The following is an 18,596-nucleotide window of genomic DNA, read 5'->3' on the forward strand; positions in this document are numbered from 1 at the left end:
CACCTATAGGCCTGCCAGCCGATGTGCCACTCGACGGGTATCCAGGCGGAAGGGGAATTTTCCCCTGCCCGCGACATCGAATCTGCAAACCCGTCATCCGCGCCCGACGCAGACGCGTCACAGAGGCCATGCTAAGGTGGCCCCTCGCCTGCCCGTTCCCGAGGAGAGCAATGCGCAAGCCCGTTTCACCTGTTGTCGGCCAACGCTGCCTGCTCGTCGCCGCCTTGTCCCTGGCCAGCTTCGGCCTGCTGACCTCCTGCACCGAGCCGCCGCCCAAGGGGGCCGCCGCGGAACACGCGCGCCCCACGCAGAGCTTCGCCCAATGGCGTGACGGTTTCCGCGTGCAGGCCCTGGCCGCCGGCATCACCGCGCAGACCTTTGACCGCGCCTTCGCGGGCATCGAACCGGATGACTCGGTGGTGACCGCCGACCGCAGCCAGCCCGAATTCACCCGCCCCGTCTGGCAATACCTGGACAGCGCCGTGTCGGCCGCGCGCGTGCGCAATGGCCAGGATCGCGCGCTGGAAAACGCCGACGTACTGCAACGCATCGAGGCCACCTATGGCGTCGACCGCGAGGCGGTGGTGGCGATCTGGGGCATGGAAAGCAATTTCGGCCAGCAGATGGGCAGCAAGAACGTTATCCGTTCCCTCGCCACCCTCGGCTACGAAGGCCGCCGCCCGGACTTCGGCCGCGAGCAGTTGATCGCCGCGCTGCAGATCATCCAGCACGGTGATGTGCCGGCCAGCAACATGATCGGCTCCTGGGCCGGCGCCATGGGGCAGACGCAGTTCATCCCCACCACGTACAACCGCTACGCCGTGGACTTCGACGGCGACGGCCGGCGCGATATCTGGGGTTCCTCCAGCGATGCGCTGGCCTCCACCGCCAACTACCTGAAGAGCTCCGGCTGGCGGCGTGGCCAGAGCTGGGGCTTCGAAGTCCGCCTGCCGCAGGGCTTCGACTATGCCCAGGCGGACATGGACATCCGCAAACCGATGAGCGAATGGCTGCGCCAGGGCGTCAGGGTAGCCAGCGGCAACCTGCCGAGCGACCCGCAAGCCAGCGTCTCGCTGCTGCTGCCCGCCGGGTACCGTGGGCCGGCTTTCCTGATCACCGACAATTTCCGCACCATCCTCAGCTACAACAATTCCACCTCCTATGCGCTGGCGGTGGGCTTGCTGGCGGACAGCTTCAAGGGCGGCGGACAGCTGGCCGGCAGTTGGCCGGTGAGTGACACGCCGCTGAGCCGCTCCGAGCGCATCGAGCTGCAGCAGTTGCTCGCCACCCGCGGATACCAGCCCGGCACGGCGGACGGCATCATCGGTGCCAATACGCGCAAGGCGATCCGTTCGTTCCAGCAGTCCATCGGCGTGCCCGCCGACGGCTACGCCTCCACGCAGCTGCTGTCCCGCTTGCGCGCCACCTGAATCAGGGCAGCGCCGCGGGCAACCACAAACAAAAAGGCCGCTTCCTGCGAAGCGGCCTTTTTGCGAGTGCGGTAGCGGCGGCGGATCAGCCGATCTTGCTGCCGTGCGCCTGTTGGTCGGCGTGGTACGAGGAGCGCACCAGCGGGCCGGAGGCGACGTTCTTGAAGCCCATCTTCTCGCCTTCCTCGGCGAACCAGGCGAAGGTGTCCGGGTGGACGAAGCGCTGCACCGGCAGGTGGTTGCGCGAGGGCTGCAGGTACTGGCCGAGGGTCAGCATGTCGATGTCGTGCTCGCGCATGCGGTGCATGACTTCGATGACTTCCTCATCGGTCTCGCCCAGGCCGAGCATCAGGCCGGACTTGGTCGGTACGTGCGGGACCATCTGCTTGAACTTCTGCAGCAGGTCCAGCGACCACTCGAAGTCGGACCCCGGACGGGAGGACTTGTACAGGCGCGGCACGGTTTCCAGGTTGTGGTTGAACACGTCCGGCGGCTCGTTGGCGGTGATTTCCAGGGCGATATCCATGCGGCCGCGGTAGTCCGGGACCAGGGTTTCCAGCTGGATGCCCGGGGACAGCTTGCGGATCTCGCGCAGGCAGTCGGCGAAGTGCTGGGCGCCGCCGTCACGCAGGTCGTCGCGGTCCACCGAGGTGATCACCACGTACTTCAGGCGCAGGTCAGCGATGGCGATGGCGAGGTTGGTCGGCTCGTCGACATCCAGCGGCTTCGGCCGGCCGTGGCCGACGTCGCAGAACGGGCAGCGACGGGTGCAGATGTCGCCCATGATCATGAAGGTCGCGGTGCCGCCGGAGAAGCACTCGCCCAGGTTCGGGCAGGACGCTTCCTCGCAGACGCTGTGCAGCTTGTGCTTGCGCAGCAGTTGCTTGATGCGATCGACCTCGGGGGAAACCGGGATGCGCACGCGAATCCAGTCGGGCTTCTTCGGCAGTTCCTCGGTGGGAATGATCTTCACCGGAATGCGCGCGACCTTCTCTGCGCCGCGCAGCTTGACGCCGACTTCCACCTTGCCCGGCTTGGCGGCCGGGGCGGCCTGGCCGGAATTCTCCACAACAGTGCTCATCTAGGTTAGATCCCGCCCGTTAGGGTCTTCTGTGCCGCGTAGCCAAGGCGTTCGACGAGTTCGCCACGCAGGCGCTCGCGCACATCGGCCAATGCGATGGGGCCGGCCAGCTGACTCAGCTGGGTCATGGCCATGCCTGCGTAACCGCAGGGATTGATGCGTCGAAAGGGTTCCAGGTCCATGTCCACGTTCAGTGCCAGGCCATGGAAGGAACGGCCGTTGCGGATGCGCAGGCCGAGGGATGCGATCTTCGCGCCGTCCACATAGACGCCCGGCGCATCGGGTTTGGACACAGCGGTCACGCCGTAGCTGGCGAGCAGGCCGATCAGGCTCTGCTCGATGCGCGAGACCAGGTCGCGCACACCGATGCCGGAGCGGCGCACATCGAGCAACAGGTAGGCCACCAGTTGGCCGGGGCCGTGGTAGGTCACCTGGCCGCCGCGGTCCACCTGCACCACCGGGATGTCGCCGGGGAACAGCACGTGCTCGGCCTTGCCGGCCTGGCCCTGGGTGAATACGCGCTCGTGTTCGAGCAGCCAGACTTCATCGGGCGTAACGGCGTCGCGCTCGGCGGTGAAGCGCTGCATGGCGTGCCAGGTCGGCTCGTAAGGAAGGATTCCCAGCTCACGAAAGCCCAGCGTTTCGCCCATCAGAGCACCATGTGGACGCGGCCGGTGGCGCGCAGGTCTTTATGGATGTTCTGCAGTTGGTCGACGCCGGTGGCGGTGATCAGCACCTGCACGGACAGGAAGCGGCCGTTGCGGCTGTCGCGGGTGACCAGAGTGGTGATGTCCAGGTCCGGCGCGTGGCGCTGGATGACTTCGATCACCAGGTCGGAGAAGCCTTCGCCAGCATCGCCGATGACCTTGATCGGGTAGCGTTCGCAGGGGAACTCGATCTTCGGCGCGGGCTGTTCGTTCTCGGTCTTGAGAGGATCGACGGTATCAGGGGTATCAGTCATGGCTCTCGCGGGCGGGTGGCCCGCCTCCGCATGAGCGTCCGGGATGGGGACGCTCCGGGTGGATCGGACGACGAATGCCGGGCCACGCAAGGGCCGGGCAGTCGCAGGCGGGCATTTTACCCGAGTTTGCGACCGCGCGGGCAGGTCAATCCCGGTCTTGTATACAAAAGTGCAAGACCGGGACGGACGGTCAGTTGAACAGACCGTAGAAGAACAGGCGGATGCTGTCCCAGACGCGGCGGAAGAAGCCGCCTTCTTCCACGGCGTTCAGCGCGACCAGGTCGGAGGTGCGCACGACCTTGTCACCCAGCTTGACCTCGACCTTGCCGATCACCTGGCCCTGCTGGATCGGCGCCATCAGGTTGGGCTCGACCACCATGTTGGCCTGCAGCTGCTTGAGCTGGCCGCGCGGCACGGTCATGGTCAGGTCCTCGGACAGGCCGGCTTTGACTTCGTGATCGGAGCCTTTCCAGACCATGGCCTTGGTCAGCTCAGCGCCCTTCTTGTAGAAGGTCTGCGACTCGAAGAAGCGGAAGCCGTAGGTCAGCAGCTTCTGGGTCTCGGCGGCGCGGGCCTGCTCGCTGTTGGTGCCGAACACCACGGCGATCATGCGCTGGCCGTCACGCACGGCAGACGCCACCAGGCAGTAGCCGGCTTCGTCGGTGTGGCCGGTCTTCAGGCCGTCGACGGTCTTGTCGCGCCACAGCAGCAGGTTGCGGTTGGGCTGCTTGATGTTGTTCCAGAAGAACTCTTTCTGCGCGTAGATCGCGTAGTGGGTCGGCTCGCCGTAGATGATCGCGCGGGCCAGGGTCGCCATGTCCTTGGCGGAGGAGTAGTGCTCCGGATTGGGCAGGCCGGTGGCGTCCATGAAGTGGGAATTGGTCATGCCCAGCTTCTGCGCGGTGGTGTTCATCATGTCGGCGAAGGCGTCTTCGCTGCCGGCGATGTGCTCGGCCAGGGCGACGGAGGCGTCGTTGCCGGACTGGATGATGATGCCGTGCAGCAGGTCGCTGACCGAGACCTGGGAGCCGAGCTTGATGAACATGCGCGAGCCGCCGGTGCGCCAGGCGTGCTCGCTGACGGTGACCAGGTCGGATTCGGCAATGCGGCCGCCTTCGATTTCCTTGGTGGCGATGTAGGCGGTCATCAGTTTGGTCAGGCTGGCGGGCGGCAGGCGCTCGTCACCGTTGTTCTCGACCAGGATGTTGCCGCTGGCGCCGTCCATCAGCACCCAGGCCTTGGCCGCGAGCTGCGGGGCGGCGGGAACGACTTCCGCTGCCCAGCTGGCCACGGGGGCGCTGAACAGCACGAGCAAGGACAGGCGTTTGGCGAAGTTGAAGATGTTCATCCGTCTCTCTGGGGTTCACTAATGGTCAAACAATCCCCTTGGGGGGAACTCGGGTGCTGCGGCCTCTGCCGGGCCGCTGCGGCACGTGCGGTGGAATCTCAGTCCAGGCGCACGAGCTTGGGTTGGCCAAGGTTGGCCACGCGGATGCTGTCCTGCATCCGGCTTGCTTCATCCTGCGTTCCGATCGGCCCCAGGCGTACCCGGTACAAGGTCTGCTGGTTGACCACGACCGAGCTGATAAAGGATTTCGCCCCCGTCAGGCCGCCGACCTTCTCCTTGAGAAGCTCCGCAGCGTCCGGGTTGGCGAAGGCACCCACCTGGAGATACAGGCCATCGGCTGGTAATGAAGCGTTTTTTTTTGAGTCGATCTGTACCGGCGCCACGGGCACGGCGTGCTGCGCGGGCGGCGGGGTGTAGGTTTCGATGGGCTGGGCCATGGCGACCGCCTGCGGCTGCGCGGCGGCGGGCTGGGCGGCCATCTTCGGCAGGGCCATGATCATCGGCGGTTGCTTGCCCTGGGCGGCCCACCAGCGGTCGGGGTCGATGCCCTCGACCTTGACGTGGGCGGTGCCGGTCTCGGCGTAGCCGAGCTTCTTGGCGGCGGCGAAGGACAGGTCGATCACCCGGTCGGAGTAGAACGGGCCGCGGTCGTTGACGCGGACGATGACGCTCTTGCCGTTGTCCAGGTTGGTCACGCGCACGTAGCTGGGCAGCGGCAGGGTCTTGTGCGCGGCGGTCATGCCGTACAGGTCGTACTGCTCGCCGTTGGCGGTGGCCTGGCCGTGGAACTTGGTGCCGTACCAGGAAGCGGTGCCCACCACGCTGTAGGCGCTCGCGTTGTTGAGCGGGTAGTAGGTCTTGCCCAGGACGGTGTAGGGGTTGTTCTTGAACGGCCCGTTGTGCGGCATCGGCACGGCATCGGGGATGCGCGAGACGTCCACGTCCCACCAGGGCGCGCCGTCGCGGTGCGGACGGTTGTAGTCATACGGCCCGGAAATCCCGCTGCTGGCCACCGGCTGCTGCGGCTGCGGCGTGCGGTTGCCGGTGCAGCTGGCGAGGAACACGGTGCTCAGGCCAACGCAGGCGGCCAGCGACCAGAGGCCGGGACTTGCGATTCGCTTGCTCAATGGACACCTCTCGCCTTGGCGATCTCGCCAGCCAGCTGATGCACCGCCATAGCGTACATGGCGCTACGGTTGTAACGGGTAATCACGTAAAAGTTCGGCAGGCCGACCCAGTACTCGGTGCCCTGGGCGCCTTCCAGGCGCATGGCGGTCACCATCAGGTCGTCGCGGATCACGTCATGGGTGCGCCAGCCCTGGGAGCGTAGCTGGCCAAGGTTCAGCTGCGGCTCCAGGCCCTGGGTGAGCGCGTCTTCGGCGGTGGAGGTGGCGATTTCCGCCTGCGACACCACCGGCTCGCCGGTGTGCCAGCCGTGCTGCTTGAAGTAGTTGGCGACGCTGCCGATGGCATCGGTGGGGTCGCTCCAGATATTGATGTGGCCGTCGCCGTCGAAGTCCACGGCGTAGGCGCGGAAGCTGCTCGGCATGAACTGCGGCAGACCCATGGCGCCGGCGTAGGAGCCGGTCAGGCTGAGCGGGTCGACCTGCTGCTCGCGGGCCAGCAGGAGGAACTGCTTGAGTTCCTTGCGGAAGAAGTCGGCGCGCGGCGGGTAGTCGAAGCCCAGGGTGGACAGCGCGTCCATCACCTTGAAATTGCCGGTGTTGCGGCCGAAGAAGGTCTCGACGCCGATGATGGCGACGATGTACTGGGCCGGCACGCCGTATTCCTGCTCGGCGCGGGCCAGGGCCTCGGCGTTCTGGTTCCAGAAGTCCACGCCGCGGTTGATGCGCGCGTCGGTGACGAAGATCGGGCGGTATTCCTTCCAGGTCTTCACCCGTTCGGCCGGGCGGGAGATGGCGTCGAGGATGGACTGCTTGCGCTCCACGTCGTGGAAGAGGGCCATGAGCTGTTCGCCGGCGAAGCCGTAGTCGCGGGTCATCTCGCTGACGAACTCGGCGACCTGGGGCGAACCATCGTAGTCGCCCGCGTGGGCCGCGCCGGACATGCCGATCGCCCCCGCGATTCCGACCCAATGCACCCCCCTGGCAGCCCAGGCGCGCAGTACTTGCATTCCTTTCTTCACTCTTGTCATCAAACCTGGGCGATCCACTTGCGATGGGTGTGGATCGACATCAAAACGCCGAACCCTGACATCAGGGTCACCAGCGAAGTTCCACCGTAACTAATGAAGGGCAGCGGCACCCCCACCACTGGCAACAACCCGCTGACCATACCAATGTTGACGAACACATACACGAAGAAGGTCATGGTGATGCTGCCGGCCAGCAATTTGCCGAACAGCGTCTGCGCCTGCGCCGTGATCACCAGCCCCCGGTAGATCACCAGCAGGTACAGCACCAGCAGCAGGCACACGCCGACCAGGCCGAACTCTTCGCCGAGCACGGCAATGATAAAGTCCGTGTGGCTTTCCGGCAAAAAATCCAGATGGGATTGCGTGCCCAGCAGCCAGCCCTTGCCGAACACGCCGCCCGAACCGATGGCCGCTTTTGACTGGATGATGTTCCAGCCGCTGCCCAGCGGGTCGCTTTCCGGATCGAGGAAGGTCAGCACGCGCTGCTTCTGGTAGTCGTGCATGACGAAGTACCACATGCCCACCGCCACCGGCACCGCGGCCGACACGGCCATGATGATCCAGCGCCAGCGCAGGCCGCCGACGAACAGCACGAAGGCACCGGAGGCCAGCACCAGCATGGCCGTGCCCAGGTCCGGCTGCTTGAGGATCAGCACGAAGGGCACCACGATCAGCGCCAGGCCGACCACGCTGTGCTTGAAGCCGGGCGGCAGGGCGCGCTTGGACAGGTACCAGGCGATGGTCATGGGCATCAGCAGCTTCATGAACTCCGCCGGCTGGAAGCGGATCACCCCGGGGATGTTGATCCAGCGGGTGGCGCCCATGGCGTTGTGGCCCATCACATCCACCACCACCAGCAGCGCCACGCCGATCAGGTAGCCCAGCGGCACCCAGCGGGCGAGGAAGCGCGGTTCGATCTGCGCCAGCACGAACATCGCGCCCAGGCCCATGCCGAAGGACGATGCCTGCTTGATCAGCAGGTCCCAGCTCTTGCCGCTGGCGGAATACAGGACGAACAGGCCGACCGAGCCGAGGGTCAGCAGCAGGAGCAGCAGCAAGCCGTCGATGTGCAGGCGCTGGAGCAGCGTGGAACGCCGCTTCATCACGTCTTCGCTGGACAGCGTGCGGTCGAAGTTACCGTTCATGGTCATGGTTTGGGCGCCTCCGCCGTCGCCTGCGGTGCGTATTCGGGCTTGAGCCTGCCACTCTCGTCGAGCAACCAGGCATCGGTCACGGCCTTGAGCACGGGGGCAGCGACGCCGGAGCCGGACTCGCCGTTCTCCACCATCACCGCCACGGCGATCTGCGGGTTGTCGGCCGGCGCGAAGCCGACGAACAGTGCGTGGTCGCGGTGGCGTTCGAGCAGCTTGGAGCGGTTGTACTTCTCGCCCTGCTTGATCGCCACCACCTGCGCGGTACCGGACTTGCCGGCGATGCGGTAGACCGAGGTGGCGCCGACCTTGTGCGCGGTACCGCGGGCGCCGTGCACCACCTGCTGCATGCCGTAGTCCACCAGGTTCCAGTTGTTGGGGTCCTTGAGGACGATATCGGGCATCGGCTCCCCGTCGACCGGCGGCTTGCCGTCGATGGTCTTGGCCAGGTGCGGGCGGATCCACTTGCCACGGTTGGCGATCAGCGCGGTCATCTGCGCCAGCTGCAGCGGCGTGGCCTGCATGTAGCCCTGGCCGATGCCCAGGATCAGGGTTTCGCCGGGGAACCAGGCCTGCCGGCGCAGGGCGCGCTTCCACTGGCGAGACGGCATCAGGCCCTCGGCCTCGCCGTACATGTCCAGGGCGACGCGCTGGCCGAAGCCGAACTCGCTCATGTAGTCGTGCAGACGGTCGATCCCCAGCTTATGCGCCAGGTCGTAGAAGTAGGTGTCGTTGGAGCGCATGATCGCGGTCTCCAGGGTCACCCAGCCGTCGCCCGTGCGGTTCCAGTTGCGGTACTTGTGGTCGTAGTTCGGCAACTGGTAGTAGCCGGGGTCGAACACGCGGCTGGTGGGCGTCACCACGCCGGCATCGAGACCGGCGATGGCCACCGCCGGCTTCACCGTCGAACCCGGCGGGTACAGGCCGCGCAGCACGCGGTTGTACAGCGGGCGATCCTCGGAATCGCGCAGCGCGGCGTAATCCTTGAAGCTGATGCCGGTGACGAACAGGTTGGGGTCATAGCTTGGCTGGCTGACCATGGCCAGCACGTCGCCGGTGGACGGCTGGATCGCCACGATGGCGCCGCGCCGCCCGGCCAGCGCCGCTTCGGCGGCGGCCTGCAGCTTGCTGTCGATGCTCAGCACGATGTCGCGGCCCGACACCGGCTCGGTGCGCTTGAGCACGCGCAGGACGCGGCCACGGGCGTTGGTCTCGACTTCCTCGTAGCCCACGGTGCCGTGCAGCGCATCCTCGTAGAATTTTTCCACGCCGGTCTTGCCGATGTGGTGGGTGCCCGAATAGGCCACCGGGTCGAGCTTCTTCAGCTCCGCCTCGTTGATCCGCCCGACGTAGCCGACCGAGTGGGCGAAGTGCTCGCCCAGCGGGTAATGGCGGACGAATTGCGCGGTCACGTCGACGCCGGGCAGGCGGTACTGGTTCACCGCGATGCGGGCGATCTGCTCTTCGGACAGCTCGAACATGATCGGCACCGGCTCGAACGGCCGGCGCCCCTGCTTCATGCGCTTCTCGAAGATGGCCTTGTCTTCCTCGGTCAGGCCGAGGATGTCCACCAGCGCCTTGAGCGTGTCCTGCAGGTTCTCGGTGCGCTCGCGGGTGATGGTCAGGCTGAAGCTGGGACGGTTGTCGGCGATGATCACCCCGTTGCGGTCGAAGATCAGCCCGCGATTGGGCGGAATCGGCTGCACGTGGACGCGGTTGTTCTCCGACAGCGTCGAGTGGTAGTCGTACTGCGTCACCTGCAGGTGATACATGCGCGCCACCAGCACCAGGGCGAGCAGGAAGATCGCCACCCCGCCGACGATGACGCGGGCGCGGACCAGACGGGCGTCCTTCTCGTGGTCCTTGAGCTGTATCGGCTGCGGCATCGAAAACGGCTACGACTACTTGTGGTAGGGGTGCCCGGACAGAACCGTCCAGGCGCGGTAGATCTGCTCGCCGACCAGGATCCGCACCAGCGGGTGCGGCAGGGTCAGCGGCGACAGCGACCAGCGCTGCTCGCTGCGCGCGCAGACCTCCGGCGCCAGGCCTTCCGGCCCGCCGACCATGAGGTTGACGGTGCGCGCGTCCAGGCGCCAGCGGTCGAGTTCCTGCGCCAGCTGGGGGGTGCTCCAGGGCTTGCCTTCGACTTCCAGGGTGACGATGCGTTCCCCAGGCTGGACCTTGCTCAGCATGGCCTCGCCTTCCTGGCGGATCAGCCGCGCCACGTCGGCGTTCTTGCCGCGCGTGTTCAGCGGGATTTCCACCAGCTCCAGGGACAGCTCCGAGGGCAGCCGCTTGACGTACTCGGCCCAGCCCTCTTCCACCCAGCGCGGCATGCGCGAGCCGACCGCGATCAGACGCAGACGCACGACAGACTTACTCGGCGCTGTGCTGGGCGCGGCTCTGCTCGGCGCCCTGCCACAGGCGCTCGAGGTCGTAGAACTGGCGGGTGGCCGGCTGCATGACATGGACCACGACGTTGGCGAGGTCGATCAGGACCCACTCGCCGCCTTCCTGGCCTTCGCTGCCGATCGGGCGCACGCCCTGTTCCTTGACCTTCTCCAGGACGTTGTCGGCCAGCGATTTGACCTGACGGCTGGAGGCGCCGGTGGCGATGACCATGGCGTCGGTGATGCTGGTTTTCTCGCGCACGTCGATGACGACGATGTCCTGCGCCTTGAGATCTTCCAGAGCGGCGATGGCCAGCTCGACCAGTTGTTCGGTTTGCATTGAATGACTCTCTGACTCGTTCAGTGGGGCGCCTGGTACAGGCCGTGCGCCTCGATATAGTTCAATACCGCGTCCGGCACCAGGTAGCGCACCGAGCGCCCCTGCGACAGGAGTTGGCGGATCTGGGTGGCCGAAACCGCCAGCGGCGTCTGCCAGACGAAGGTGATCTGCCCGGCGGGGCCGGTCATCGCCTTCGGGTCGGCAACACTGCGCGCCGCCAGCAGGTCGCGCAGGTCTTCCGGCGGCTCGCTGTCGGCATCCGGGCGCTGCAGCACGACGATATGACAGTGCTCCAGCAGCGCTTCCCAGCGATGCCAGGTCGGCAGGCCGCAGAATGCGTCCCAGCCAACCAGCAGGAACAACTGGTCCTGCTCATCCAGCTCCCCACGCAGCGACTCCAGGGTGTCGATGGTGTAGGAGGGTTTGTCGCGCTTCAGCTCGCGGTCGTCGACCACCAGCGGGGCCACACCGGCTACTGCCAGTTCGACCATCGCCAGCCGCTGCGCCGGTTTCACCTGCGGGGTGTCACGGTGCGGCGGGCGGAAGTTGGGGATCAGGCGCAGTTCGTCGAACTCGAACTGCTCGGCCATCTCCAGCGCACTGCGCAGATGGCCGATGTGCACCGGGTCGAAGGTGCCGCCGAACAGACCGACCCGACGGGAACGCGCCTTGTTCATCAGGTCCGCACGTGCCCATCGCCGAACACCACGTACTTCTCGCTGGTCAGGCCTTCGAGGCCGACCGGGCCGCGGGCGTGCAGCTTGTCGGTGGAGATGCCGATCTCCGCGCCCAGGCCGTACTCGAAGCCATCGGCGAAACGGGTGGAGGCATTGACCATGACCGAGGCCGAGTCCACTTCGGTGAGGAAGCGCCGGGCGTCGGTGAAGCTCTCGGTGACGATCGCGTCGGTGTGCTGCGAGCCATAGGTGTTGATGTGCTCGATGGCGGCGTCGAGGCCGTCGACGATGCGGATCGACAGGATCGGCGCGTTGTACTCGGTGCGCCAGTCCTGCTCGGTGGCTTCCAGCACGTCGGCGCCCAGCAGCGCGCGGGTGGCGGCGTCGCCGCGCAGCTCCACGCCCTTGTCGCGGTAGATGGCGGCCAGCGGCGGCAGCACGCGGTCGGCGATGCCGGCATGCACCAGCAGCGTTTCCATGGTGTTGCACGGCGCGTAGCGCTGGGTCTTGGCGTTGTCGGCGACGCGGATTGCCTTGTCCAGGTCGGCGGCGACGTCGATGTAGACGTGGCAGATGCCGTCCAGGTGCTTGATCACCGGGACCTTGGCGTCGCGGCTGATGCGCTCGATCAGGCCCTTGCCGCCGCGCGGAACGATGACGTCCACGTACTCGGGCATGGTGATCAGCGCGCCGACGGCGGCGCGGTCGGTGGTTTCCACCACCTGCACGGCGCTGGCCGGCAGGCCGGCTTCGGCCAGGCCCTTCTGGATGCACGCAGCGATGGCCTGGTTGGAATGGATCGCCTCGGAACCGCCACGCAGGATGGTCGCGTTGCCGGACTTCAGGCACAGGCTGGCGGCGTCGATGGTCACGTTCGGACGGGATTCGTAGATGATCCCCACCACGCCCAGCGGCACGCGCATCTTGCCCAGCTGGATACCGGACGGCACGTAGCGCATGTCGCGGATTTCACCGATCGGGTCCGGCAACGAGGCGACCTGGCGCAGGCCTTCGATCATGTCGTCGATGCGCGCCGGGGTCAGGGCCAGGCGGTCGAGCATGGCTGGCTCCAGACCGTTGGCACGGCCATTGGCCAGATCCTGTTCGTTGGCGTCGGCCAGCTGGGCGCGGGCGGCGTCCAGGGCATCGGCGGCGGCCAGCAGGGCTTTGTTCTTCTGCGCGGTCGTGGCGCGCGCGACAACGCGCGACGCTTCACGGGCGGCGCGGCCCAGGCGGCTCATATAGTCGAGAACGGACTCGGTCATGATCTAACGCGTCTGCGTGAGGGAAATGCGCAAGTATAGCGGGAGCGCCCCCTCAGCGGCCAGCCACAGCAGCCGGCCGGTCGGCGACGCGCTTCACGTAACGCTGCCGCCCGCCATCCCCCGCCACCGGTTACACCCGGCCCTCCCCGCCCCTCTCTGCCGCCCGAAGGTTGGGTAAACAATTTCGTATCGGCTGGTTACCTTGCTCGGGGGCCGTTGCCACTTTTCCTTGGCCATGCACCACGAGCAACGGACCGCGCGGCCAGCTGCCCCCGCAGCGCTCGCATGCCAGGGACTCACGCCAGGGAAGAACAACAAGAGGCGGCCCACCGCCGGAGAACTGCCATGCGCTATCGCACCGATTACAGCGCCCAGTCCCTGACCGCCGCCCCGGCGGTGCTGGAACTGGACGGTTGGCAACTGCACTACCAGGCCTTTTCGTCGCGCGAGGATGACAACCGCCCGCCGGTCCTGCTGCTGGGCGGCGCGTTCCAGAGCTTCCGCTCCTTCGCCAGCGAGGTCTCGGAGCTGCTCGCCGGGCACCCGGTGATCCTGCTCGACCTGCCCAGCCAGGGCGGCAACCTGCAACTGGCGCCGCAGCTGAGCCTGGAAGACCTGGCCGACCTGATCGCCGCCTTCGCCGAGACCCTGCAACTGCCGCCGCTGATGCCCATCGGGCTGTCCTATGGCTCGGCCCTGGCCGCGCTGTTCGCCGCCCGGCACCCGGCGCGCTGCGGTCGCCTGCTGCTGGCCGGCATCACCGCCTTCGGCCGCCCCGGCGCCCGCGCCCTGCTGGTGGAAGCCCTGGCGCGGCTGGAACTGGGCGAGCAGACGCCGTTCGCCCACGGCGTGCTCACCGGGCTGATCAATCCGCTGCGCCTGGCCGATACCGGCGTCTCCCCGGTGTTCCGCAAGGCCCTGCTGCGTCAGTTGCAGCGGCTGACCCCGGCGGAAATCGAGCGCTACCGGCAGAACAGCCAGCGCCTGCTGGCCTTTGGCGGCTTCGACCGCCATCCGCAATGCCCGACCCTGGTGCTGGCCGGCGAGTACGACCATTTCACCCAGCCCTGGGAACACGCCGAATTCGCCCATGCCTGCGCGAACGCCGAGTTCGCGCTGATCCACAACGCCGACCACCTGGCCCAGTTCGAACGCCGAGATGCCTGCGCGCGGCTGTACAACCCCTTCCTGCGTGGCGAAGCACTGCCGCGCAGCGCTGCCGGCAGCACGCGCTTCCAGCGCCAGCAACTGCTGCACCTGGAACGCCGCTTCGAACCGCGCCTGGCCCCGGCCGACAGCCGAGCGGTGCTGCGCAACGGTGACGGTGGCCAATGGCGCTGCGAACTGACGGAGCTGGGCTATTTCGGCGGGCTGCTGCGCGTCGAGCTGCCGGCCGAGCGCCCGGCGCGCGGCTGGAAACTGAGCGCCGCCGGCCTGCCGGAGCTGGACATCCTGCCGCTGTGCTACAGCGGCGAAGGCCTGGCGTTCATCTTCGCCCACGGCGACCCGCAGGCCAGCGCGGCGCTGGCGGCGCTGGTGGTGCCGATGCAGCGAGGGGCGTGGGCGGCGTGATCGGTTGATCATCGGGGCCCTGCGCTCGGGCTGCCCCTCACCCCAACCCTCTCCCATGGGGAGAGGGGGCCATTCGGTGCGGGATGAAACAGCAGCATCAGCCGGCAGGGACAGCGCCCTCTCACTTCACGGAGAGGGCGGGGGGAGAGGGAATCCCCGGAACCTTCATGCAGACATGAAGCCCGACTGTTCGCGAGCAAGCTCGCTCCTACAGGTGCCCGCACTCGCCGAAGCCGCCTCGTGTAGGAGCGAGCTTGCTCGCGAACCGCCCAGCCACCTAGCTCAGGCCCTGCACCCGCGCCTCGATCACCCGCACCAGGCTCGGCATCCGCCCCTTGGGCAAGCCCAGCCCCGCGCCGTCCACCTGCGGATCGAGCACCTCCACCCGGCCAAACCCGCAGCCCGTGAAGGCCTGTTCGATCTCCGCCGCGCTGCGGTAGTGCAGCGGATAGCCGCCGCGGGTCAGCCGGCCGATCAGCCCGACGCCCCAGCGGATCTGCCGGTACCGCGGGTGCTCGCGCAAGTCCGGGTAAAGCTCGGTCAGGTAGGTCGCCTCCGGGAACATGCGCAAGGCCGAGGCCAGCCGGCGCCAGAAATCCTCGATCACCGGGCGCTGGAAGTAGTTCACCAGCCCTTCCGTGATCACCACCACGGGGCGATCCGGGTCCAGCTCCGACAGCAGCGCCGCCAGGCTCTGTTCGCCCTGCTCGGCGAGGATATCCACCGCCCGCACGCGGTGCTTGCCGTCCAGCCAGCCCTGTTCCTGCAGCAGTGCGGACTTGCGCGCGGCCATCGGCGGCAGGTCGGCCTCCAGGTAGGTCAGGTGTGGATAGCGCTCGCGGAAGCGCCGGCCGCGAGGCGACAGCCCGCAGGCGATCTCCACCACCTGGGCGACGCCGAGCAACTCGATGGCCTGGGTCAGCCGGGCATCGATGAGCAGGTGACGTTGTAACAGGAAGTCTTCGATATTCAGGCCGAAACCGATCCGCGCGCCCCAGTTGATCGGCGCCACGCAGCCGTGCACCCAGCGCCCGAACGCCGTGGCGAAGGCTGGGTCGGCCAGCTGGTGCCGGTACCAGACGTAGCCGGTATAGTGCGCGCTGGGGGTGATGTGGGCGCTGTCGGCCCGGATCCGTTCAGCCATGCTTAAGAATCTTGTTGTTATGATTCCCCAGCCTAAGACCGGCCCGAGAACCGCGACAATCCAATGCCCGCCGAACCCAACCTAAGTTTGCCCTGGCCCGAGGCCAACCCGCTGCCGGACGCCTTCTTCAACCGCGACGCGCTGACCGTCGCCCGCGAGCTGCTGGGCAAGGTGATCCGCCACCGCGTCGGCGACCTCTGGCTGTCGGCACGGATCATCGAAACCGAGGCCTACTACCTGGACGAAAAGGGCAGCCACGCCTCCCTCGGCTACACCGAGAAGCGCAAGGCGCTGTTCCTCGATGGCGGCCACATCTATATGTATTACGCCCGCGGCGGCGACTCGCTGAACTTCAGCGCCGGCGGGCCGGGCAATGCGGTGCTGATCAAATCCGGCCACCCCTGGCTGGACCGCATCTCCGGCGACGCCGCCCTGGCCCGCATGCGCCAGCTCAACCCGGCGGCGGACGGCAGCGAACGCGCGCCGGGCAAGCTGTGCGCCGGCCAGACCCTGCTCTGCCGCGCCCTGGGCCTGAAGGTGCCGGAGTGGGACGCCCACCGTTTCGACCCGCAGCGCCTGTTCGTCGACGATATCGGCGAACGCCCCTCGCAGGTCATCCAGGCCGCGCGCCTGGGGATTCCCCACGGCCGCGACGAACACCTGATGTACCGCTTCGTCGACGCCGCCTTCGCGCCCTTCTGCACGCGCAACCCCTTGCGCCGCGGGCAGGTCGAAGGTCATGACTACTATCTGCTCGAACCCCAGGACGACTCCCGCCGATGATCGATCTCGCCGCCTTTAACGCCTGGATGGCGACCCACCCACAATGGCTCGCCCTGGTCCTGTTCCTGGTCGCCTTCCTCGAATGCGCCGCCGTCATCGGCATCATCCTGCCCGGCGTGGTGATGCTCTTCGCCATCGCCGTGCTGGCCGGCAGCGGCGCCCTGGGGCTGGGGGAAACGCTGGCGCTGGCGTTCTTCGGCGGGCTGCTGGGCGACCTGTCGTCGTACTGGATCGGCCGCCACTTCCACCAGGACATCCGCCGCCTGCCGGTGCTGCGCCACCATCCGGAATGGATGGCCAGCGCCGAAGGCTTCTTCCACCGCTACGGCGTCGCCAGCCTGCTGGTCGGCCGCTTCATCGGCGCGCTGCGGCCGTTCCTGCCGATGATCGCCGGCATGCTCGACATGCCCTTCGGGCGCTTCCTGGCGGTCTCCATCGTCGCCGCCGCCGGCTGGTCGATCGCTTACCTGGTGCCCGGTTGGGCCACCGGCGCGGCCATGCGCCTGCCGCTGCCGGATGGTTTCTGGCCGGAGGCCGGGGTGGTCGCCGCCTGTATCGCCGCGGTGTTCGCCCTGATCATCCACGCCGAACTGAGCAAGGAGCGCAACGCCCCGCTGATCGGCGCCGTGGGCTGTTTCGCCCTGCTGATCGCCCTGCTGGTCGGCTGGCCGCACCTCGATGCGCTGGACAAGGGTCTGATGGCCCTGGTGCAGGAACATCGCCAAGCCTGGCTGGACCACGTGGCGGTGGCCGTGACCCGGGTCGGCGACTTCCGCACCCAGTTCATTGCCGGCGCGCTGCTGGCGGTGCTGCTGGCCGCACTGCGGCTGTGGCGCCATGCCATCTTCGCCGCCGGCACCATGGTCGGCACCGCGCTGCTCAACACCACGCTCAAGCACCTGTTCAGCCGCGCCCGCCCGGAGGTAATCGCCGACCCGCTGTCCGCCTTCAGCATGCCCAGCGGCCACGCCTCCGCGTCCTTCGCGTTCTTCCTGGTGCTCGGCGTGCTGGCCAGCCGGGAGAAATCCCCGCGCGTGCGCCTGGCCTGGATGCTGCTGGCGGTCATCCCCGCCGCCTGCATCGCCCTGTCCCGCGTGTACCTGGGCGCGCACTGGCCCAGCGACGTCATCGCCGGCGCGCTGCTCGGCGCCTCGGTGTGCGCTGCCAGCCTGTGGATAAGTCAGCGCCGCCGCGAGTTGCCGGCCCTGGCGCCGCGCATCTGGTGGAGCCTGCTGCCGACCGCCATGGTGCTGCTGGCAGTGGCCAGCGCCTGGGGCCTGTCGGCGGCGATTCACCGCTACACGCCGCTCTGAATCAGGCCCAGGGGCAGCCGCGCATGTGCTCGGCGCAGCGCAGCTGGACGAACTTGCGCAGCTGCGTCACCGCCCGGCTGAGCTGGGCGCGGTGGGTGCAGAACAGGTTCATCGGGGTGGCCTCGCCCAGGTAATCCGCCAGCGCCACCTCCAGCCGGCCGGCGCGCACGTCGGCCGCCACGTCCAGCCAGGACTTGTACACCAGCCCCTGCCCCGCCACGGCCCAGCGCCGCACCACGTCGGCATCGTCGCAAAGGCGGTCGCCGCTCACCGTCACCTCGTGCTGCTTGCGGCTGTCGCTGAAGCGCCAGCGTTCGTGGGCGCGGCCGCCGAGCATGTACAGTAGGCAGTTGTGCCGTTGCAGGTCGTCCGGGTGCGTGGGCTTGCCGTGGCGGGCGAAATACTCCGGCGCGGCGCACAGCACCCGGCGGTTGTCCGGCGCCAGCGGCAGCGCCACCAGGTTCGAGTCGCCCGGCAGGCCGAGGCGAAAGGCCACGTCCACCGGCTGGCGGTAGAGATCGACCTGGCGATCGCTGATCAGCAGGCGCAGGTTCATCCGCGGGTGCAGCGCCTGGAATTCGTCGAGCCAGGGCAGCAGCACATTGCGGCCGAAATCCGACGGCGCCGAGACCTGGAAATTCCCGGCGATCTCGCTCTTGCCACCGGCGAGCAACTGGCGCCCATCGTCCAGGCTCTGCAACGCGGCCCGGGCGTGGGCCAGGTACAGCTCGCCCTCGGCGGTCAGGCGCAGGCTGCGGGTGGAGCGGGCGAACAGGCGCACATCCAGCTCGCTTTCCAGGCGCTTGAGCGCCGCGCTGGCCACGGCTGGCGACAGCTCCAGCTCGCGGGCAGCCGCCGAGAGGCTGCCGCGCTCGGCGGTGCGGACGAAGATCTGCAGGTCGTCGAAACGCAGCATTTTCAAAAATCCTTTGAAAGAGACTCTCTATTTACGCGGTTTTTCTTGCCAGCGAAAGAGAGCAGCATGC

The 18,596-nt window shown here is 67.5% G+C and carries 18 protein-coding genes; 4 read left to right on the forward strand and 14 right to left on the reverse strand.

Annotation, left to right across the window (positions count from 1 at the left end; genetic code table 11):
* Positions 1 to 170: 170 nt before the first annotated feature.
* Positions 171 to 1,430: a lytic murein transglycosylase gene (locus tag ACNFIA_RS23720; protein WP_416789223.1), complete on the forward strand. Its 1,260-nt coding sequence runs from the start codon at positions 171 to 173 to the stop codon at positions 1,428 to 1,430.
* 85 nt (positions 1,431 to 1,515) lie between these two features.
* Here the strand turns inward: ACNFIA_RS23720 and lipA are convergent, their stop codons facing one another.
* The 12 genes from lipA to ACNFIA_RS23780 form a co-directional block, all read right to left on the reverse strand.
* Complete coding sequence (gene lipA / locus ACNFIA_RS23725; protein WP_259759106.1) at positions 1,516 to 2,511, reverse strand: lipoyl synthase; 996 nt, start codon at positions 2,509 to 2,511, stop codon at positions 1,516 to 1,518.
* A gap of 5 nt (positions 2,512 to 2,516) precedes the next feature.
* Entirely contained in the window at positions 2,517 to 3,161 is a 645-nt protein-coding gene (gene lipB, locus ACNFIA_RS23730) for a lipoyl(octanoyl) transferase LipB (RefSeq protein WP_416789226.1), read from the reverse strand.
* On the reverse strand, positions 3,161 to 3,472 hold the full coding sequence (locus ACNFIA_RS23735) for a DUF493 domain-containing protein (RefSeq protein WP_259759104.1): 312 nt from the start codon (positions 3,470 to 3,472) through the stop codon (positions 3,161 to 3,163). Before ACNFIA_RS23735 ends, lipB begins: the two co-directional genes overlap by 1 nt.
* A gap of 190 nt (positions 3,473 to 3,662) precedes the next feature.
* Entirely contained in the window at positions 3,663 to 4,820 is a 1,158-nt protein-coding gene (locus ACNFIA_RS23740) for a D-alanyl-D-alanine carboxypeptidase family protein (protein WP_259759103.1), read from the reverse strand.
* A gap of 98 nt (positions 4,821 to 4,918) precedes the next feature.
* Positions 4,919 to 5,947, reverse strand: coding sequence for a septal ring lytic transglycosylase RlpA family protein (locus tag ACNFIA_RS23745; RefSeq protein ID WP_416789229.1), 1,029 nt, complete (start codon positions 5,945 to 5,947; stop codon positions 4,919 to 4,921).
* Positions 5,944 to 6,966, reverse strand: a complete 1,023-nt coding sequence (mltB, locus tag ACNFIA_RS23750; protein ID WP_416789231.1) for a lytic murein transglycosylase B — start codon at positions 6,964 to 6,966, stop codon at positions 5,944 to 5,946. The genes ACNFIA_RS23745 and mltB overlap by 4 nt, the downstream gene beginning before the upstream one ends.
* A gap of 8 nt (positions 6,967 to 6,974) precedes the next feature.
* Positions 6,975 to 8,078 (reverse strand): rod shape-determining protein RodA, encoded by a 1,104-nt coding sequence (rodA, locus tag ACNFIA_RS23755; RefSeq protein ID WP_259759539.1) that lies wholly within the window; start codon positions 8,076 to 8,078, stop codon positions 6,975 to 6,977.
* Positions 8,079 to 8,122: 44 nt separating this feature from the next.
* Entirely contained in the window at positions 8,123 to 10,012 is a 1,890-nt protein-coding gene (gene mrdA, locus ACNFIA_RS23760) for a penicillin-binding protein 2 (protein ID WP_416789233.1), read from the reverse strand.
* Between the two features lie 15 nt (positions 10,013 to 10,027).
* Positions 10,028 to 10,495 carry a 23S rRNA (pseudouridine(1915)-N(3))-methyltransferase RlmH gene (gene rlmH, locus ACNFIA_RS23765; protein ID WP_015475414.1) on the reverse strand — a complete coding sequence of 156 codons (468 nt, stop codon included), beginning with the start codon at positions 10,493 to 10,495 and terminating at the stop codon, positions 10,028 to 10,030.
* Between the two features lie 7 nt (positions 10,496 to 10,502).
* Positions 10,503 to 10,856: a ribosome silencing factor gene (rsfS, locus tag ACNFIA_RS23770; protein WP_259759099.1), complete on the reverse strand. Its 354-nt coding sequence runs from the start codon at positions 10,854 to 10,856 to the stop codon at positions 10,503 to 10,505.
* Positions 10,857 to 10,876: 20 nt separating this feature from the next.
* Positions 10,877 to 11,533 (reverse strand): nicotinate-nucleotide adenylyltransferase, encoded by a 657-nt coding sequence (gene nadD / locus ACNFIA_RS23775; protein WP_259759098.1) that lies wholly within the window; start codon positions 11,531 to 11,533, stop codon positions 10,877 to 10,879.
* Positions 11,533 to 12,798, reverse strand: a complete 1,266-nt coding sequence (locus ACNFIA_RS23780) for a glutamate-5-semialdehyde dehydrogenase (RefSeq protein ID WP_416789236.1) — start codon at positions 12,796 to 12,798, stop codon at positions 11,533 to 11,535. The genes nadD and ACNFIA_RS23780 overlap by 1 nt, the downstream gene beginning before the upstream one ends.
* Before the next feature lie 345 nt (positions 12,799 to 13,143).
* On the opposite strand from ACNFIA_RS23780, the gene ACNFIA_RS23785 reads away from it, so the two are divergent.
* Entirely contained in the window at positions 13,144 to 14,370 is a 1,227-nt protein-coding gene (locus ACNFIA_RS23785) for an alpha/beta fold hydrolase (protein ID WP_416789238.1), read from the forward strand.
* A 277-nt stretch (positions 14,371 to 14,647) separates the two neighbouring features.
* Here ACNFIA_RS23785 and ACNFIA_RS23790 read toward each other — a convergent pair whose 3' ends face one another.
* Positions 14,648 to 15,514: a class I SAM-dependent methyltransferase gene (locus ACNFIA_RS23790; RefSeq protein WP_416789240.1), complete on the reverse strand. Its 867-nt coding sequence runs from the start codon at positions 15,512 to 15,514 to the stop codon at positions 14,648 to 14,650.
* A gap of 63 nt (positions 15,515 to 15,577) precedes the next feature.
* Here ACNFIA_RS23790 and ACNFIA_RS23795 point away from each other — a divergent pair, with 63 nt between their 5' ends.
* Entirely contained in the window at positions 15,578 to 16,297 is a 720-nt protein-coding gene (locus ACNFIA_RS23795; RefSeq protein WP_416789242.1) for a DNA-3-methyladenine glycosylase, read from the forward strand.
* A complete protein-coding gene (locus ACNFIA_RS23800) occupies positions 16,297 to 17,610 on the forward strand; it encodes a bifunctional DedA family/phosphatase PAP2 family protein (protein ID WP_416789391.1) in 1,314 nt (437 codons plus the stop codon). The genes ACNFIA_RS23795 and ACNFIA_RS23800 overlap by 1 nt, the downstream gene beginning before the upstream one ends.
* A 1-nt stretch (position 17,611) precedes the next feature.
* On the opposite strand, the gene ACNFIA_RS23805 is transcribed toward ACNFIA_RS23800, so the two are convergent.
* Positions 17,612 to 18,526 carry a LysR family transcriptional regulator gene (locus ACNFIA_RS23805; RefSeq protein ID WP_416789244.1) on the reverse strand — a complete coding sequence of 305 codons (915 nt, stop codon included), beginning with the start codon at positions 18,524 to 18,526 and terminating at the stop codon, positions 17,612 to 17,614.
* Positions 18,527 to 18,596: the final 70 nt, after the last annotated feature.

The sequence above is a fragment of the Pseudomonas sp. NY15437 genome, assembly GCF_048068435.1.
Classification (GTDB): Bacteria; Pseudomonadota; Gammaproteobacteria; order Pseudomonadales; family Pseudomonadaceae; genus Pseudomonas; species Pseudomonas nitroreducens_B.